This is a genomic window from Bradyrhizobium altum, assembly GCF_020889705.1.
Classification (GTDB): Bacteria; Pseudomonadota; Alphaproteobacteria; order Rhizobiales; family Xanthobacteraceae; genus Bradyrhizobium; species Bradyrhizobium altum.
The window spans coordinates 1-15489 of the sequence record NZ_JACMYP010000082.1 but is presented as its reverse complement, the minus strand read 5'-3'; the positions used below and the strand labels follow the sequence as shown (position 1 = coordinate 15489).

Genomic DNA, 15489 nt, shown 5'->3' with positions numbered 1-15489 from the left:
AGTCGATTTACAACCTGGGATGGGCGGGTATGATCAGACCTTATATTCTTGATCAAATTTGCTCATGCTCCCGGTGTCCCGATGTTGAGGCGCCTAGCTGTTATTCTGGCAGCCGATGTCGTTGGCTTCTCGGCCCTCATGGAGGAGAGCGAAGAAGGTACTGTCGCGCGTGTTACTCAACTGCGGACCGAAGTCATCGAACCCAGTCTCCACGATGAGCATGGACGTCTCATCAAGACCACGGGAGATGGATTCCTCGCCGAATTTGCAAGCCCCATGGCCGCGCTCCGAAGCGCCATCACCATTCAAGAAGAGGTTTCCCGGCTCACGCAGCCTCTGCAGCTTCGGATCGGTCTTAATCTGGGTGATGTGATCATCCAGGACGATGGCGATGTCTATGGGGAAGGCGTGAACATCGCCGCCCGCCTGGAAGGATTGTGCGAGCCAGGAGCGATATTGGTATCGGAGAAGCTCTATTCCGAGGTGGTCCGCAAGATCGATGTTCGGTTCGAAGATCGCGGCGAGTTGAAACTCAAGAACATCGGCAAGCCCATTCGTGCCTATTCGGTCGGGAAAGGACTGCAGAGCTCGGGCCCCGTGGTTGTCACCCTGGAAGCAACCCCATCAATCGCGGTCTTGCCGTTCAACAATATGAGCAGCGACCCCGAGCAGGATTTCTTTGCTGATGGCATCACGGAAGACATCATCACCGAACTTTCGCGGTTCAAGGGGCTGCTCGTCATCGCGCGCAACTCGACCTTCACCTACAAGGGCAAGCCTGTCGACATCAAGAAAATCGGAGCTGAGCTCGGCGTCAAATACATCCTGGAAGGCAGTGTTCGGCGTGCCGGTCAGCGCGTGCGCATCAATGCTCAGCTGATCGATGTGGAGACGGGCGGTCATGTCTGGGCGGAGCGATACGACGGCGATCTGGTCGATATTTTCGACCTGCAAGACGACATCACAAGGCGGGTTGTCGCGACGCTCCAGACCGAGCTGATCTTCCTGGAAGGGAGCTTGATAGATCGAACAATCTCTGCCGGGCTTGATATCTGGGCCGCAAACAAGAAGGCTTGGAAGGAGTTTTACCGGCTCAATCGGGATAGTTTGGCAAAGTCTCGGGACCTTGCAAGGCAAATGACGGTCGATTTCCCGGCGAGCCCGGAAGGTTACAAGCTGTTGTCGCTGGTAACGAGCCACATCATATTCATGGGCTTTGCCTCAAATGCGGAGGAACTCAAATCCGAAGCGGAGCAAGCAATCCGAACAGCGCTGAAGTTGTCTATCAACGACGAGCATGTCTATTGGGGTCTTGGAATTGTATTGGGTACCTTGAACGACCGGATTGACGAGGCAATCGGAGCCCTTCAACGCTCGATCGAGATCAATCCGAACTTTTCACTCGGTTATGGGACATTAGGTACCATTCTGGCCTACGGCGGCCGCGCACAGGAAAGCATCGAGAAGACAAAGTTCGCAATCAGGCTAAATCCAAAAGATCCCAGCATCTTCTTTCGCTACACCGTGCTGTCGATCTCGTATTTCTTGCTGGCGGAGTATTCGGAAGCAGCGAAGTGGGCGCGATCTTCGATCGAGAGAAAGCCCGACTACTGGGTGGCGCACGCGATGTTGACGGCAAGTCTACAGCTGCTCGGCAAGACGAGTGAGGCAGCAACCGCATGTGGCGCCTTGTTGGCTGCACTGCCGCAGCTATCGATCACATCGATGCCGATCCAGCCCGTGAGGCCAAAGGCGATACAACAGCTTTTTCACCAAGCCCTCACAGAAGCTGGGTTGCCATCGTCAAGCTAAGTTGCGGACGTTCTCGGCTTGGACGAGATCCGGTCGACCTCCCGCCTCATACCTCGAGCCATTCCTCGCGGATGGCGGCATTCGCCTTGAGCTGCTCCGGCGTGCCTTCGAACACGACGCGGCCGTGGCCCATGATGTAGACGCGGTTCGAGATCTTCATCGCGATCGACAGCTTCTGCTCGACCAGGAGGATGGCGACGCCGGCCTTGGCGATCCGCGCGATCAGCTCGCCGACCTGCTGCACGATCAGCGGCGCCAGGCCCTCGGTCGGCTCGTCGATCATCATCAATTCGGGATCACCGAGCAGCGTGCGACACGTGGTCAGCATCTGCTTCTCACCGCCCGACAGCACGCCGGCCGGCGTGTCGGCGCGGCGGGCGAGGTTGGGGAACATGTCGAGCATCTCCTGCAGCCGCCACTTGCCGGGGCGGCGCGGGTCCTTGATGCCGAGGATCAGGTTCTGACGCACCGTCAGGCTCGGGAAGATGTCGCGATGCTCCGGCACATAGCCGAGGCCAAGGCGGGCGATCTTGTGGCTCGGCAGGCCCGCGATGTCCTTGCCCTTGAAGCGGATGGTGCCCTGCGGCGGCACCTCGCCCATGATCGCCTTGACGGTGGTCGAGCGGCCGACGCCGTTGCGCCCGAGCAGGCTGACGACCTCGCCGGCGGCGATGTCGAGATCGACGCCCTGCAGGATGTGGCTCTTGCCGTAATAGGCGTGGAGATTCCTGACCTCGAGCATCAGTCGACCTCCTCGCCGAGATAGGCTTCCTTGACCTTCGGATTGCCGCGGATCTCCTCCGGGGTGCCCGAGGCGATGATGTGGCCGTAGACCAAGACCGAGATGCGGTCGGCGAGGCCGAACACCACGCTCATGTCGTGCTCGACGATGACGAGCGTGCGTCCTTCGGTGAGGCGGCGGATCAGCGCGACGGCGCGTTCGGTCTCGGCGTGGCTCATGCCCGCGGTCGGCTCGTCCAGCATGATGACGCTGGCGCCGCCCGCAATCGTGATGCCGATCTCGAGCTCGCGCTGCTCGGCATAGGTGAGCAAACCCGCCGGCACGTCGCGGCGATGGCTGAGATGGATGTCGTCGAGGATCTCGGCGGTGCGTTGCTTCACCTCGGGCAGGTTGTCGACATTCTTCCAGAACGCGTAGCGGTGGCCGGTCGCCCACAGCACGGCGCAGCGGACGTTCTCCCACACCGTCATGCGGGCGAACACGTTGGTGACCTGGAACGAGCGCGACAGGCCGCGCCGGTTGATCTCGAACGGCCGCAATCCCGAGGTGACTTCGCCGTTCAGCCGGATCTCGCCCGAGGTCGGCTTGATGTAGCCGCTGATCAGGTTGAACGTCGTCGACTTGCCGGCGCCGTTCGGGCCGATGATGGCGTGACGCTCGCCCTTGGCGACGCTCAGGTTGAGATCGCGGATGATGGCGACATTGCCGAAGCTCTTCTCGACGGCGTTGACTTCGATGGCTGCGGTCATGCGAGATACCCCCGATCACGGGCCACCGTCGCGGCGCGATCCCAGGCCTCCGCGACGCGCCGCCAGGTGATGCGCGCGACCAGGAAGCCACCGACCACCAGAACCGCGGCGGCCGCCCAGGTCGTCGGTGCGGTGGCGACGAAGGGAATGCCGAGCAGATTGATTGCGTCGCCGCCCGAGAAGCGCGCGACGGTCTCGATGGTCAGGATGATGCCGAGCGCCAGCGCCAGCGTCGGGATCGCCGCGACCAGGTAGGACGGGATCACGGTGCCGAGCGTGCCGGCGCGGATCAGCGGACGGTGCTTCATCAAGATGCCGGCGATGCCGCCCGGCGCGAACATCACGATGGCGATGAAGATGATGCCGAAATAGAGCTGCCAGACCGAGGTGACGTTGGTCAGCCCGAGCTGCAGATAGGTCACCAGGATGGCGCCGAGGATCGGACCGAAGAAGTAGGCGGTACCGCCGATGAACGCCGAAAACAGCACCAGGCCCGACTGCGTCGCGCCGAGATAGGCGGAGTTGGCGATCTCGAAATTGATCGCGGCGATGCCGCCGGCGATGCCGGCGAAGAAGCCGGCGAACATGTAGGCGAGATAGCGCACCACATGCGGATCGTAGCCGATGAACTCGACCCGTTCCGGATTGTCGCGCACCGCGTTGCAGATGCGCCCGAGCGGCGTGCGGGTCAGTGCGTACATCGCGATCGCCGAGACCATCACCCAGAACGCGATCAGATAGTAGACCTGGATCTGCGGCCCGAAGGTCCAGCCGAACAGCGGCATCAGGTTGGTGCGGTCGGTGGTGATACCGGATTCGCCGCCGAACGCGCTGCGCAGGATCAGCGACGACGAGGCGACCAGCTCGCCGATGCCGAGCGAGATCATCGCAAACACCGTCCCGGCGCGCTTGGTCATGACCCAGCCGACCACCAGCGCGAAAGCCATGCCGCCGATGCCGCCCATCAGCGGGATCACCGGCAGCGGGATCGGCCAGTTGTGGCTCGCGACCGTGTTCATGGCGTGGACGGCGAGGAAGCCGCCGAGGCCGTACTGCACGGCATGTCCGAACGACAGCAGCCCGGTCTGGCCGAGCAGGATGTTGTAGGACAGCGCGAAGATGATCGCGATGCCGATCAGGCTGAACGAGGTCAGCGAGCCGCCGGAGGAGAAGATCAGGGGCAGCACGACGAGCGCAGCGGCTGCGATCAGCCAGACGCCATAGAAGCTCAGGGCGCCGCCGGACTCCTGCTTGGCCGCGGCGGGAGCGGGGGTCACAGCGTTGCTCATGACTCGCGCGTCCCCAAGAGGCCCATGGGGCGGAAGATCAGCACCAGCACCAGCAGCAGATAGGGCAGGATCGGCGCGATCTGCGCGATCGTGACGTTCCAGATGTCGGTCAGCGGCGAGGCGCCGAGGCTCGGATCGAGCGGGCCGAACACGCTGGCGAGCGAACCATTGAGCGCGACCGCAAAAGTCTGGATCAGCCCGATCAGGAGCGAAGCGATGAAGGCGCCGGGCAGCGAGCCGAGGCCGCCGAACACGATGACGACGAACAGGATTGGCCCGAGCAGCGCGGCCATGTCGGACTGCGTCACCAGCGAGGGACCGGCGATCACGCCGGCAAGACCCGCCAGCGCGCTGCCGACGCCGAACACCAGCATGAACACGCGGCCGACATTGTGACCGAGATGGCCGACCATGCTCGGATGGGTCAGCGCGGCCTGCACGATGAGGCCGACCCGCGTCCGCTTCAGCGTGACCAGCAGCGCGATGAAGATCACGACCGAGACCACCAGCATGAAGATCTTGTAGGCGGGGTAGTTGGTGGAGAACACGGTGAAGGCCGGAAAGTCGAGTGCCGCCGGGACCCGATAGTCGACCGGGCTCTTGCCCCAGATCATCGAGACGATTTCCTCGATGGCGAAGGCGAGACCGAAGGTCAGCAGCAGTTCGGCGACATGGCCGTGCTTGTGGGTGTTGCGCAGGCCGTAGCGCTCGACGCCCATGCCGACGACGCCGACCAAGAGCGGAGCGATCACCAGCGCCGGCCAGAAGCCGATCCAGCGCGTGAGCTGATAACCGAAGAACGCGCCCAGCATGTAGAAGCTCGCATGCGCGAAATTGAGCACGCCCATCATGCTGAAGATGACGGTGAGCCCGCTGGACAGCAGAAACAACAGCATGCCGAACAGGACGCCGTTGAGCGTCGAGATGACGATGAGCTCAGCCACGGCGCACCCGCTTGAGACTGGAACGGTTCACGTGATCAATAACCTGTCGGTGAAATGAACTCCGGCACCACCACGCTGCCGGAAGGCGAACGCCTCCGCAACCCTGTGGTCGCGGAGGCGTCTTCCAGCGGCCGATCAGGGCCGCTTCATGTTGCAGGTGGTCGGAAGCATCGTCTGATCGGTGTCGATCTTGGAGACGGGGTGCCAACCCCAGCCGGTGTTCTCTTCGTCGAACGGCTCCTTGGCCTTGTCGGCCAACGTTCCGAACGAGGAGATGATGATCGGCTGGAAGAACTGGTGGTCGTCCTTGCGCATAAAACCGTCGCCGCCGTCGAACACTTCGAACTTCATGCCCTCGAGTGCGGCTGCGACTTTCACCGGATCGATCGAATTGGCCTTCTCGGCGGCGGCCTTGAACATCCGCATCTCATTGACGGCGCGCGGATACCACACGGAAATGCCGGTCTTGGCGCGGAAGTCCTTCTCGAAATCCATCGCCGCCTTGTTGCCGGAGTTCGGGATGCCCTCGCTGATCTGGAACACCTGGTGGTCGAGACCGGTCTGCTTGATCGCGGTCGGTCCACCGGAGCCGCCCGCATAATAGGTGTACCAGTTGACCTTGAGGCCGGCGTCGGCCGCGGCCTTCAACAGCAGCGCGAAGTCCTGTCCCCAGTTGCCGGTCACGACCGTGTCGGCGCCAGACGCCTTGATCTTGGCGATGTAGGGCGAGAAGTCGGCGACCTTGAGCATCGGGTGCAATTCGTCGCCGACGATCTGGATATCCGGACGCTTTTCGCCCAGCATCTTGCGCGCTTCCGATCGCACCGACTGGCCGAACGAGTAGTCCATGTTGATCAGATAGACCTTCTTGATGGACGGCTGGCCCTTCATGTAGTTGGTCAGCGCTGCCATCTTGATGTCCGAGTTCGCATCCCAGCGGAAATGCCAGTAGCTGCACTTCTCGTTGGTCATGCTTGGATCGACCGCGGCGTAGTTGAAGTACAGCACTTCCTTGCCGGGGTTACGCGAGTTGTTCTTGGTGACGAAATCTTCCAGCGCCGCACCGACCGACGAGCCGTTGCCCTGGGTGATGTAGTGGATGCCGGCGTCGACCGCCTTCTGCGCCTGCACCAGGCTTTCCTGCGGATTGGTCTTGTTGTCGAGCGGGACGATCTCGACCTTGTGGCCGAGGATGCCGCCCTTGGCGTTCAATTCGTCGGCGAGATACTGAAACGTCTTCAGGCCGCCTTCGCCAACGCTGGCGCCGCCGCCGGAGAGCGGATCGATATAGCCGATCTTGATGGTTTCCTGCGCGGACGCCGCGCCTCCCAACACCGTCAACGCTGCCGCAGCGGCAACGATCAGCTTACGCATCCTGCGTTCCTCCCATGCTCATGTTTCTGATTGATCTTCAGCGATCGAGGCCGTCTCATAACCCCAATTGCCGCGCCTCCGCAACTTTCGCTTTGAATATGGCGTCAAGTTTTAGCGGAAGGTAGTATGATGTTATAGGCTATATGCCTTCGGAATTGGTCGCTGTTTTGAATTACAGGTAAACTTTTGGATGAGGCCTGCGCTCGCACGCTGGCTCACCATCTGGAACCGATGTCGTCCCCTCGACATAGGCGGGCCGATGCTCCAGCATCGCTAAAGCAACTGGAGGCGAATTGGCGGCTCAGGCCGGATGCCGGCGCGGCTTGAGTCCCGAGAGAAACAACCGCGCGAAATGATCGGCGATCTCTGCTGGAGACCAGTCACGCCTGGTCTTGAACCAGATCGGATACCAGTGGCCCATTCCGGTCAGAATACGCTCGGCGAAGTAGGTGTCGATGCGGCGGAAGCGACCCTCGTCGATCCAGCGCTGATAGCTGTCCTGGTCCTGCCGGATCGTCGCCAGCACCTGACCGACATAGGCTTTCCGGTCCACGTCGTTGAGATAGTTGATGTTGTGGTAGGTCGCCTTCGGGCCGCAGGGCGTGTCGTGCAGCATCAACAGCAGGCGGATCCTCTGTACGATGTGATCGAATGCGCCGAGGCTCTGGTCTTGCAGGTGTTCGCGAATGCTGATCTCGCCGGCGAGCCCGCGCCGCAGGCAGGCCAGCAGCAGGCTCTCCTTTTCGCTGAAGTGATAGTAGATGCCGGCGCGGGTCATGCCTGCATCCACGGCGATGCTCTCGAGCGACGTGCCTGACGCGCCCCTGCGGTTGAAGCTGTCGGAGGCAATCGAAAGCATCCTGTCGAACTTTGCGGCCCGCTTGTTCAACGCCGCGCGAGACTCCAGGAATGGGGCAAGGCTGAGCGGTTCGGGCATCTCGGGAACCGCGATCTCGCGCCGGTAAACGCCGTGCGTGATGATGTCATCGATGGCATCGATCGCCTGCTGGCGCGTGTAGTAGTCGCGTTCGGACAGCCAGAACGGCACCCAATCCAGGATGGAGATGAGCGCCACCGCCGCGAGCAGCGGTTCGTCGCAGGCGATCGAGCCGTCCGCTACGCCTCTATCCAGAATTTCCGCAAGCCGCGCGGCATTCTGCCAGCGCTTGGCGTGGACTTCGCTGCTGTAGGGCGCAGCAAGCGCATCGATATCGGTGAACAGGATCATGCGCTGGCTTTCAGGCCGCAGCCTGCCGCGCACAAAGCGCCTGACGATCTCGAGCCCATCGATACCGGGTTCGGCCGCCGTTTCAATCTCATGCCGATAAATCGCTAGGCCGCGCAGATAGCAGTGGAAGATCAGATCTTCCTTGTCGCGGAAATAGTGGTACAGCGCGCCCGGCACCGCCCGTACGGACGCCGCGACCTGCTCCATCGTCACGTTCGCGTAGGAGTGGCGGGCAAACAGTCGGGAAGCTGAGACGAGGATTTCTTCAGCCCGATCCGTCGGGTCGGCGGCGACTTGCAAGCTCGAATGCCCTTCCTGATCGCGGAACGAAAATCCGTTCGCGAGATAATCCCCTTGGCAGCAGCTTGTCGATCTGCGATAGACGTTGGTATACCATACACCAGCGGCTTTTGGAGAGAGCATGGCGCGCAACATTCTGATCCTTGGGGCTTCCTACGGCTCCCTGCTGGGGACCAAGCTTCTGATGGCGGGGCACAACGTGTCCCTGGTGTGCCGGAAGAACACCGCGGACCTGATCAACCGCGACGGCACCGAGGTGCGCATCAAGCTGCGTGACGAGAAGGAGCACCGCTCGATCTTCTCGCGCGACCTGCCGGGCAAGCTCGACGCCGTCACGCCCGCCGATGTCGACGTGTCGCGCTACGACATGGTTGGCCTTGCGATGCAGGAGCCGCAATACACCAACCACACGGTTCGCGTGCTGATGATCAAGATCGCGGCGGCGAAGCTGCCCTGCCTGTCGATCATGAACATGCCGCCCTTGCCGTATCTGAAGCGGATCCCCGCGCTCGCCGGCATGGACCTCGAGGAGGCCTACACCAACGCCCAGGTCTGGGAGCGCTTCGAGCCGGGCCTCGTCACGCTGTGCTCGCCGGATCCGCAGGCGTTCCGTCCGCCGGAGGAGAAGGCCAACGTGCTGCATGTCGGCCTGCCGACCAACTTCAAGGCTTCCGTCTTCGCCGACGACAAGCACAACAAGGTGCTGCGCGAGCTCGAAGCCGACATCGACGCGGTGACGCTCGACGGCCAGGACGTTCCGGTGAAGTTGAAAGTGTTCGATTCGCTGTTCGTGCCGCTGGCGAAATGGTCGATGCTGCTGACCGGCAACTATCGCTGCATCACGCCGACTGAGCCGCAATCGATCCGCGACGCCGTCCACGGTGATCTCTCGCGTTCGCAGGCGATCTATGATCATGTCGATACCATCGCGCGGAAGCTCGGCGCCGATCCTGCGGATCAGGTGCCGTTCGCGAAATACGCCAAGGCGGCGGAAAGCTTGCTCAAGCCGTCCTCGGCGGCCCGCGCGGTCGCCGCCGGCGCGCCGTTCATCGAGCGCGTCGATCTGCTGGTGAAGCTGATCTCGCATCAGCTCGGCACGCCGAGCGCCGAGATCGACCGCACCGTCGAGACCGTCGATCAGAAGCTGAACGAGAAGATCGTGCAGGGCGGCTCGGGCGCCGAGTAACGGGAGCGCACGTTGATGGCGGGGGCAGGGCTCGAACCTGCAACCCGACTGCCATGAGCGACGGGATAGCGATCAGCTTCGTTGATCTTGCCGTGGTTTCGGTCGGCTAAGCGGGCCGCGAAGTCATCGCTTCGAGTTGCGCGGTTCGCGTTGCCAGCACCGCGAGCAAGCTCTTGTGCAGCCGATCCTCGGGTTCGAAGTTTTGCGCGAGCGTTCGAATGGTCTCGGCAAATCGCATGCGATACGTCGCCGCCCTGTCGACATCTCCGTGCTTCGCGAAGATCTCGGCGGCCGTGCGGTACACCCGCCAGGACGCAATCGGAAAGTCGGCACCGTCGACGATCTCCAGCGCGCGGGACAGCTGCAACTGAGCCTCCGCTGAATCGCCCAGGGCAAGCGCAGTACGCGCGAGCAGTCCGTGGGCCTGGGCCAGGTGATTGAGATCTGGAGCCGTAGCCACATAGTCGTGGAGCTGGCGTGCACAGTTCTGAGCTTGCGTAAAGTCGTCAACCTGCAGGTAGTATTCGCCGAGGCAATGATACACCTGCGTCGCGGCGGTAAATTCGATGTCGATGCCTTCTTCATTCCGGCGGCGCTCGATATCGTCGAATTGCCTGCGAGCTCCTGACGGATCGTTCAGGCCGACATAGGCCTTCGCAAGGACAGCCCGCTTGTGGAAGTAGGTCGACTGATCGCCGACCAGCAGACTGTCGTCGACGCTTTCGCAGAGCTCCCGGGCTCCATCAAAGTCCATCGCTTCGACATGCAACCATGCAAGCGTCAGCCGGCACAATGCGCTGCTGGGGCCGTTCGCGTTCCTGACGGCAAGTTCCAGGCCGGCCGTGATTTCACGCCGCAATTCGCGCCATTCGCCCAGATGAATGAGCGCGATGGATTCAAGAACGTTGAACAGAACAAAAGTGTAAACGTCGCCGGCCAAGCGCGCCAACCGCTTTCCTTCAGTGCCGGCGCGGCGGCACTCCTGGTACCGCGACCTCCAGCAATCAACGATACCGGATATTCCATTGCGCCTGATCAAGACGCCATAGTTCGTGGCATCCGCACTCAGCTCGATCGCCCTGTCGCAGAGCGTGGCGTCCTGTTTGCGCCAGCCGTTGAGGAACAGGTTGACGCTCGCGCTGCTGCCCTGGACCAGAGCCTTGAATGTGCCGTCCGCAAGCGTCTGGCTTCGCGACAGTACATCTTCAGCGGCCTCAAGGCAGGCGTGGCGATCCACACGCAAGCAGAGACTGCTCGCAGCCGTGAGGCCGTTGAGCTGTTGCTTGATCTCGCCGGCCTGTTCGGCGCAGGCAATCATGTCGCGCAAATCACGGATCGAGCCGACGAGGTCGCCGCATGAGCGAAGCGCCCAGCTCCGCTCCCGCAAGAGTGCGACGCGGGTTGAGAATTTGTCGGCCGCATCGAAACGATCAAGTATGCCAAGCGCGCGGGTGAGGTAGCTTGCGGCCTCCGCATGGCCGAGGCGTTTCGTCGAGCTCCTTGCCGCTTCCCTGAGGTAGCGCAACGCGCTCGGAAAGTCGCGACCCTGCTCAAAGTGAAGTGCGAGCGCGGGCGCTATTTCAGGGGTGCGGCCGGCATAGGCCTCCTCCAGCCTCTTGCCCAAGCGCTTGTGCGTCTGCGCGCGCCCCGGCGGCAGATTCTGGTAAATGATATTCTGATAGAGAATGTGACGAAAGGCGTAGGAGCCCGAATATGTTCCATCGGGCCACTCGGAAACTCCCGAACGAACGAGGATTTGATCCTTCCGGATCGACGCTTCGATATCCCTTTCAACGTCGATCGCATCGTCGGACAGGCCGGCCGCAACGAGGGCCGCAGAAAATTCTTCGCCGGCAACGCTGACGACATCGAGCAGACGCCGCTCGTGATCGGTGAGGCGATCGAGTTCGTGGCCGATCATGTTGAGGAGGCTGTCTGGAACGCGATCTTGCGTGAATGCCGCCTGCAAGGCCAGGCGCCATCTGCCGTCGATTTCGACGATCGACTCCTGGTCGATCAAATGCTTGAGCAGCGAGGCAACAAACAGGGGATGTCCCAGCGTTCGCTCGAACACGGGCTTTGACAGGCTGGAGGCAAGTTCCTCGTCGTCGAAGCGCAATGCCAGGTAACGCTCGACCTCCGAACGCGACAATCGATCGAGCCGCAATTCGCTGCAGTATCCATGGATCTCGAGATCCCGGTGCAGGCGACGGATAGGATGCCCGCCGGCGGAACTATCGGCCGGACGATAGGAGCAGAGCACCAGCACGCGCGCCTTGCCGTTTCCGCGCGCGAAGCGAGACAGTACGTCGAGTGTCGCGAAGTCGCTCCAATGCAGATCTTCGAGAACAAGGACCCAGGGGCGGCCGGTGCTCAGCGCTTCCAGAAGATCGCAAAATTCGCGCAGCATCCGCTCGCGCGTCGCGCCGAACACTTCGTCCTGGAAAGCCGCGCGTTCCGATGCGTCGATGGCGCCTGGCAATTGCAGTATCCAGGTGGGGGCATGCGCGCGAACGGCCGAAATCAATTCCCGGCCGTTAGCGCGATAACGGTTCACCAGTGCATCGATGAGTGGAAGAAAGACTTCGTCCGTTCCGAATCGTTCAGTGCAGCGCCCATAGAGCTGATCGAAGCCCTGTTCCGTCAGCTGCTTGATCGCCTTGGCGATGAAGGCCGTCTTGCCAATCCCGGCTTCTCCGGTGACAAAAGCCATCTGCCGTCTGCCGGACAATACATGCTGCGTCATCTGGTCGATCATCGCGAAGGAGGCTGTCCGGCCGACCACCAGGGTGGAGATCTCGACCTTCAGAGGTACGACCGCGTTCGCGACCTCCCTGGGTGCTTCCCGCACCGTGCCGACAAAGCGGACGCCTTTGCGCGGCAAGGTCTTGATCAGCCGCTGCGCCTCGCCGGAATCGCCTATTGCCGTACGGGCTGCGTTGATGCGGGTGGTGAGCGCTGACTCCGAGACGATGCGCCCGCCCCAGATTGCACTGATCAGATCGTCCTTGGCCGCCATGCAGGTATTCGCACTTGGTCTTATGCTGATCCGAGGAGATCTGTCGACAAAGGTCCTGGTTGACTTCGCCATCAGCATCCCGGCACTCCTCGCAGGAACAGCGCTCGGGCTTTTTGTCTTTCGCTGCGTCGATGACGCGCTGTTCCGGCGAATTATTCTCGGCATCTTGCTCGTTTCAGGACAGTTGCTGGTGTTGTAGCTGCGCCAGTCGCGCCTCCGGTTACGATGGCAGCCAGTTGCTGACTTCCCGCCATGCATCGGCGATCAGCAAAGTGCAGAATCGCGACTGCCGAACGCATGGCTCCGCCTACCCAGGTGAGGTAGGCTCGCGCAGTTGCGATTGGGAGCCACGGACATGCCGATCAAATCGCTTCCTCTCCTTGCAATCTATGGCGACCTCGAGCGCGCGCGCGACATCATGCGCGCCTGGCAGCCGCTCGACCAGCTTTCGCCCGATGATGCCGAGATCGTCGTGAAGGCGATCGCCGAGGGCATCGCGCGCGGACGCCGGCACGGGCTCGAGTTGGGGCAGTGCCATTTGGCGGCTTAAGCTACGCGCTGAGCATTCTGATATCGCCGGCACGTAAGGTGAGCACGCCGGTTAGGCTCCCTCCCCCCTTGCGGGAGAGGGTGGGGAGAGGGGTGGCCCCGGGCGAGATGATTGGCATGGGTGTCGCTATCGCAGCGCCGACCGTGCCGTACGAATATTGAGAGTCCGTCGTGTGACACCCCTCTCCCCAACCCTCCCCCGCAAGGGGGGAGGGAGTCCTTCCGCCGGTGGCTCCCTTACACGCCGCTAGTTCTGCTGCTTCACGGCCAGGATCGTCACTGAGCGCGTCTGGTGGCTCGGCGTCTGGAAATCGATCGTCTGGCCGACCGACAATCCGATCAGCGCGGCGCCGACCGGCGTCAGCACCGAGATGCGCCGCAGCGCGATGTCGGCTTCGTGCGGGTACACCAGCACGACTTCCCTGACGTCGCCGGTCTCGTCGTCGCGGTAGCGCACGCGCGCGCCCATGCGGACCACGTCGGGCAGTTCGGAATCGTCGGGGACGACCCGGGCCCGGTCGGTCTCGCGGGCAAGGAACTGGGCCACGCGCGGAAACACTGCCATGCTGGAATCGGCCAGCGCGCTGAGGCGATGCGCCTCACTCGCGGTGATCACGATCGGCGGCAATGCAGGAGCGGTAAAGTTGTTCTGAATGGTTCGGGTCATGTCGGATGATCTTTGCGGTTGATCGCGGGCGCGGCGACGCTGGCGCGCGGATGTCTGGCGCGACGCGACGGAGCGAATGATTTTGATGAAGCTATGATTTTGACGACGTCGAGAATCCGGACGGCGCGCGATCGCCGGCCGGCTAAGTGCCTGCGTGCAGACGTCCAGCGCGCAAGCCGAGGCGCGCAATGCGGGTGTCGATGCTCAACATGTCGATCATGGCACCATCAACATAGCCGCTGGCGACGTCGCATCCATTGCGGCGAAAGCGCGCACGCGCCATCGCCGCAACGGCCTTGCGTCAGGGCTGGCCGATGCCGGTGAGGCCGAGCACCGCGCCGGCGGCGAGCGCGAGCAGCGGATGGATGCGGGTCTTGGTGGTGGCGATCGCGACCATTGCCGCGATCAGGATGGTGCCCCAGCTCGAGGCGGAGGCATGGGTGATGACGATGGCGCTGGCGGTGACGAGGCCGGCGGTGACCGGAACCAGCCCGGCCTGCACCGTGCGGCGCCATGGCCGGTCCTTGAAGCGTTCCCAGAGCCGAAGCGCGAAGCCGGTGACGAGCGACGACGGCCCGAACTTGGCGAGCGAGGTCACCAATACGCCCGGGAAGCCGGCGACATGCCAGCCGACCAGCGGGACCACCATCATGTTCGGCCCAGGTGCGGCCTGCGCCAGGGCGAACAGCGCGCCGAATTCCTGCGCCGTCATCCAGTGATGGATGTCGACCACCTGACGCTGCATCTCCGGCAGGATGGTGTTGCCGCCGCCGAAGGCGAGCAGCGAGAGCTCGGCGAAGATCAGGGCGAGTGTGACGAGGGTTGCAGTCATGACGCCTGCCTCGATCGGAGGAAAATGCTGAGCGGCGCGAGCGTCAATAGCGTTGGCAGCAGCGGCAATCTGAACACCGCGATCGCCAGCACGCAGAGCGCGCCGATGACGAGGCCGAGCACATCGCGGCGCAACGGCCAGGCGATCTTGATTGCGGTCGAGATCAGGAGCCCGGCTGCGGCGGCGGCGAGGCCGCCGAACAGATGACGCACCACCGGATCGTCGGCGAAGCGGCCATAGATCACGCCAAGGCCGATTACGACCGCGGTCGGCACCGCGATCAGGCCGAGGATCGAAGCGAACGCGCCGGGAATGCCGCGAAACTTCAGCCCCACCGCGACCGACATGTTGATGATGTTGCCGCCGGGCAGGAACTGGCAGAGCCCGAGCAAATCGGTGAACTCGGCGCCGGTCAGCCAGCCGCGCTTCTCCACCATCATGTGGCGCGCCAGCGGCAGCACGCCGCCGAAACCGGTCAGGCCGAGGATGAAGAAGCCCGTGAACAACTCGCCGACATCAGGTGCGTCATGCTTGGCGGTCTGTGCGGCGGGTATGGCGTCCATCGGCGGGGCGGCTCCGGTTCGTTCCTGAACTGACTTTAGTTGGCCGCGTGCCAAATATCCAATATATGGATACGGGAATTTGCATACCTATTGCATATGGATCGCCTGATGATCGAGCTGCGCCATCTCCGCTATGCCGTCGCGGTCGCCGACGAGGGCCACATCACCCGCGCCGCCGCGCGCCTTGGCATCCAGCAGCCGCCGCTGAGCCAGCAGATCCGCGCGCTGGAAACCG

The 15489-nt window shown here is 62.6% G+C and carries 15 protein-coding genes; 5 read left to right on the top strand and 10 right to left on the bottom strand.

Features of this window, described 5'->3' with window-relative positions:
* The first annotated feature begins 48 nt into the window (after nt 1–48).
* Nucleotides 49–1812: an adenylate/guanylate cyclase domain-containing protein gene (locus H8B02_RS20730; protein WP_229167926.1), complete on the top strand. Its 1764-nt coding sequence runs from the start codon at nt 49–51 to the stop codon at nt 1810–1812.
* Nucleotides 1813–1858: 46 nt separating this feature from the next.
* On the opposite strand, the gene H8B02_RS20725 is transcribed toward H8B02_RS20730, so the two are convergent.
* The 6 genes from H8B02_RS20725 to H8B02_RS20700 form a co-directional block, all read right to left on the bottom strand.
* Nucleotides 1859–2554 (bottom strand): ABC transporter ATP-binding protein, encoded by a 696-nt coding sequence (locus tag H8B02_RS20725; RefSeq protein WP_229167925.1) that lies wholly within the window; start codon nt 2552–2554, stop codon nt 1859–1861.
* On the bottom strand, nt 2554–3303 hold the full coding sequence (locus tag H8B02_RS20720) for an ABC transporter ATP-binding protein (protein WP_229167924.1): 750 nt from the start codon (nt 3301–3303) through the stop codon (nt 2554–2556). Before H8B02_RS20720 ends, H8B02_RS20725 begins: the two co-directional genes overlap by 1 nt.
* The gene (locus H8B02_RS20715; RefSeq protein WP_229167923.1) at nt 3300–4592 is read right to left on the bottom strand and encodes a branched-chain amino acid ABC transporter permease; all 1293 of its coding nucleotides are present in this window, start codon (nt 4590–4592) and stop codon (nt 3300–3302) included. Before H8B02_RS20715 ends, H8B02_RS20720 begins: the two co-directional genes overlap by 4 nt.
* Entirely contained in the window at nt 4589–5536 is a 948-nt protein-coding gene (locus H8B02_RS20710; RefSeq protein WP_229167922.1) for a branched-chain amino acid ABC transporter permease, read from the bottom strand. The genes H8B02_RS20715 and H8B02_RS20710 overlap by 4 nt, the downstream gene beginning before the upstream one ends.
* A gap of 135 nt (nt 5537–5671) precedes the next feature.
* Entirely contained in the window at nt 5672–6910 is a 1239-nt protein-coding gene (locus tag H8B02_RS20705) for a branched-chain amino acid ABC transporter substrate-binding protein (RefSeq protein WP_229167921.1), read from the bottom strand.
* A gap of 301 nt (nt 6911–7211) precedes the next feature.
* Nucleotides 7212–8561, bottom strand: coding sequence for a TetR/AcrR family transcriptional regulator (locus H8B02_RS20700; RefSeq protein WP_229167942.1), 1350 nt, complete (start codon nt 8559–8561; stop codon nt 7212–7214).
* Here H8B02_RS20700 and H8B02_RS20695 point away from each other — a divergent pair.
* On the top strand, nt 8560–9624 hold the full coding sequence (locus tag H8B02_RS20695) for a ketopantoate reductase family protein (protein ID WP_229167920.1): 1065 nt from the start codon (nt 8560–8562) through the stop codon (nt 9622–9624). The genes H8B02_RS20700 and H8B02_RS20695 overlap by 2 nt on opposite strands.
* 106 nt (nt 9625–9730) lie before the next feature.
* Here H8B02_RS20695 and H8B02_RS20690 read toward each other — a convergent pair whose 3' ends face one another.
* Nucleotides 9731–12643, bottom strand: coding sequence for an ATP-binding protein (locus H8B02_RS20690; protein WP_229167919.1), 2913 nt, complete (start codon nt 12641–12643; stop codon nt 9731–9733).
* On the opposite strand from H8B02_RS20690, the gene H8B02_RS20685 reads away from it, so the two are divergent.
* Both H8B02_RS20685 and H8B02_RS20680 read left to right on the top strand, forming a co-directional pair.
* Nucleotides 12633–12842 carry a hypothetical protein gene (locus H8B02_RS20685; protein WP_229167918.1) on the top strand — a complete coding sequence of 70 codons (210 nt, stop codon included), beginning with the start codon at nt 12633–12635 and terminating at the stop codon, nt 12840–12842. The two genes, H8B02_RS20690 and H8B02_RS20685, sit on opposite strands and share 11 nt — an antisense overlap.
* Before the next feature lie 156 nt (nt 12843–12998).
* Nucleotides 12999–13193 carry a hypothetical protein gene (locus H8B02_RS20680; RefSeq protein ID WP_229167917.1) on the top strand — a complete coding sequence of 65 codons (195 nt, stop codon included), beginning with the start codon at nt 12999–13001 and terminating at the stop codon, nt 13191–13193.
* 246 nt (nt 13194–13439) lie between these two features.
* On the opposite strand, the gene rnk is transcribed toward H8B02_RS20680, so the two are convergent.
* The 3 genes from rnk to H8B02_RS20665 form a co-directional block, all read right to left on the bottom strand.
* A complete protein-coding gene (gene rnk, locus H8B02_RS20675; RefSeq protein ID WP_229167916.1) occupies nt 13440–13859 on the bottom strand; it encodes a nucleoside diphosphate kinase regulator in 420 nt (139 codons plus the stop codon).
* 301 nt (nt 13860–14160) lie between these two features.
* Nucleotides 14161–14691: a chromate transporter gene (locus H8B02_RS20670; RefSeq protein ID WP_229167915.1), complete on the bottom strand. Its 531-nt coding sequence runs from the start codon at nt 14689–14691 to the stop codon at nt 14161–14163.
* Nucleotides 14688–15254, bottom strand: coding sequence for a chromate transporter (locus tag H8B02_RS20665; RefSeq protein ID WP_229167914.1), 567 nt, complete (start codon nt 15252–15254; stop codon nt 14688–14690). The genes H8B02_RS20670 and H8B02_RS20665 overlap by 4 nt, the downstream gene beginning before the upstream one ends.
* A 111-nt stretch (nt 15255–15365) precedes the next feature.
* Between H8B02_RS20665 and H8B02_RS20660 the strand changes: the two genes are divergently transcribed.
* Nucleotides 15366–15489, top strand: a 124-nt coding sequence (locus tag H8B02_RS20660) for a LysR family transcriptional regulator (protein ID WP_229167941.1), incomplete at its 3' end; no start/stop codon positions are given.

Excerpts from the sequence above, each read along its gene's own strand:
- H8B02_RS20725 (WP_229167925.1), bottom strand. The coding sequence starts at position 2,554 with ATGCTCGAGGTCAGGAATCTCCACGCCTATTACGGCAAGAGCCACATC.
- H8B02_RS20695 (WP_229167920.1), top strand. The coding sequence starts at position 8,560 with ATGGCGCGCAACATTCTGATCCTTGGGGCTTCCTACGGCTCCCTGCTG.
- rnk (WP_229167916.1), bottom strand. The coding sequence starts at position 13,859 with ATGACCCGAACCATTCAGAACAACTTTACCGCTCCTGCATTGCCGCCG.
- H8B02_RS20715 (WP_229167923.1), bottom strand. The coding sequence starts at position 4,592 with ATGAGCAACGCTGTGACCCCCGCTCCCGCCGCGGCCAAGCAGGAGTCC.
- H8B02_RS20720 (WP_229167924.1), bottom strand. The coding sequence starts at position 3,303 with ATGACCGCAGCCATCGAAGTCAACGCCGTCGAGAAGAGCTTCGGCAAT.
- H8B02_RS20670 (WP_229167915.1), bottom strand. The coding sequence starts at position 14,691 with ATGACTGCAACCCTCGTCACACTCGCCCTGATCTTCGCCGAGCTCTCG.
- H8B02_RS20700 (WP_229167942.1), bottom strand. The coding sequence starts at position 8,561 with ATGCTCTCTCCAAAAGCCGCTGGTGTATGGTATACCAACGTCTATCGC.
- H8B02_RS20680 (WP_229167917.1), top strand. The coding sequence starts at position 12,999 with ATGCCGATCAAATCGCTTCCTCTCCTTGCAATCTATGGCGACCTCGAG.
- H8B02_RS20690 (WP_229167919.1), bottom strand. The coding sequence starts at position 12,643 with ATGGCGGCCAAGGACGATCTGATCAGTGCAATCTGGGGCGGGCGCATC.
- H8B02_RS20665 (WP_229167914.1), bottom strand. The coding sequence starts at position 15,254 with ATGGACGCCATACCCGCCGCACAGACCGCCAAGCATGACGCACCTGAT.
- H8B02_RS20705 (WP_229167921.1), bottom strand. The coding sequence starts at position 6,910 with ATGCGTAAGCTGATCGTTGCCGCTGCGGCAGCGTTGACGGTGTTGGGA.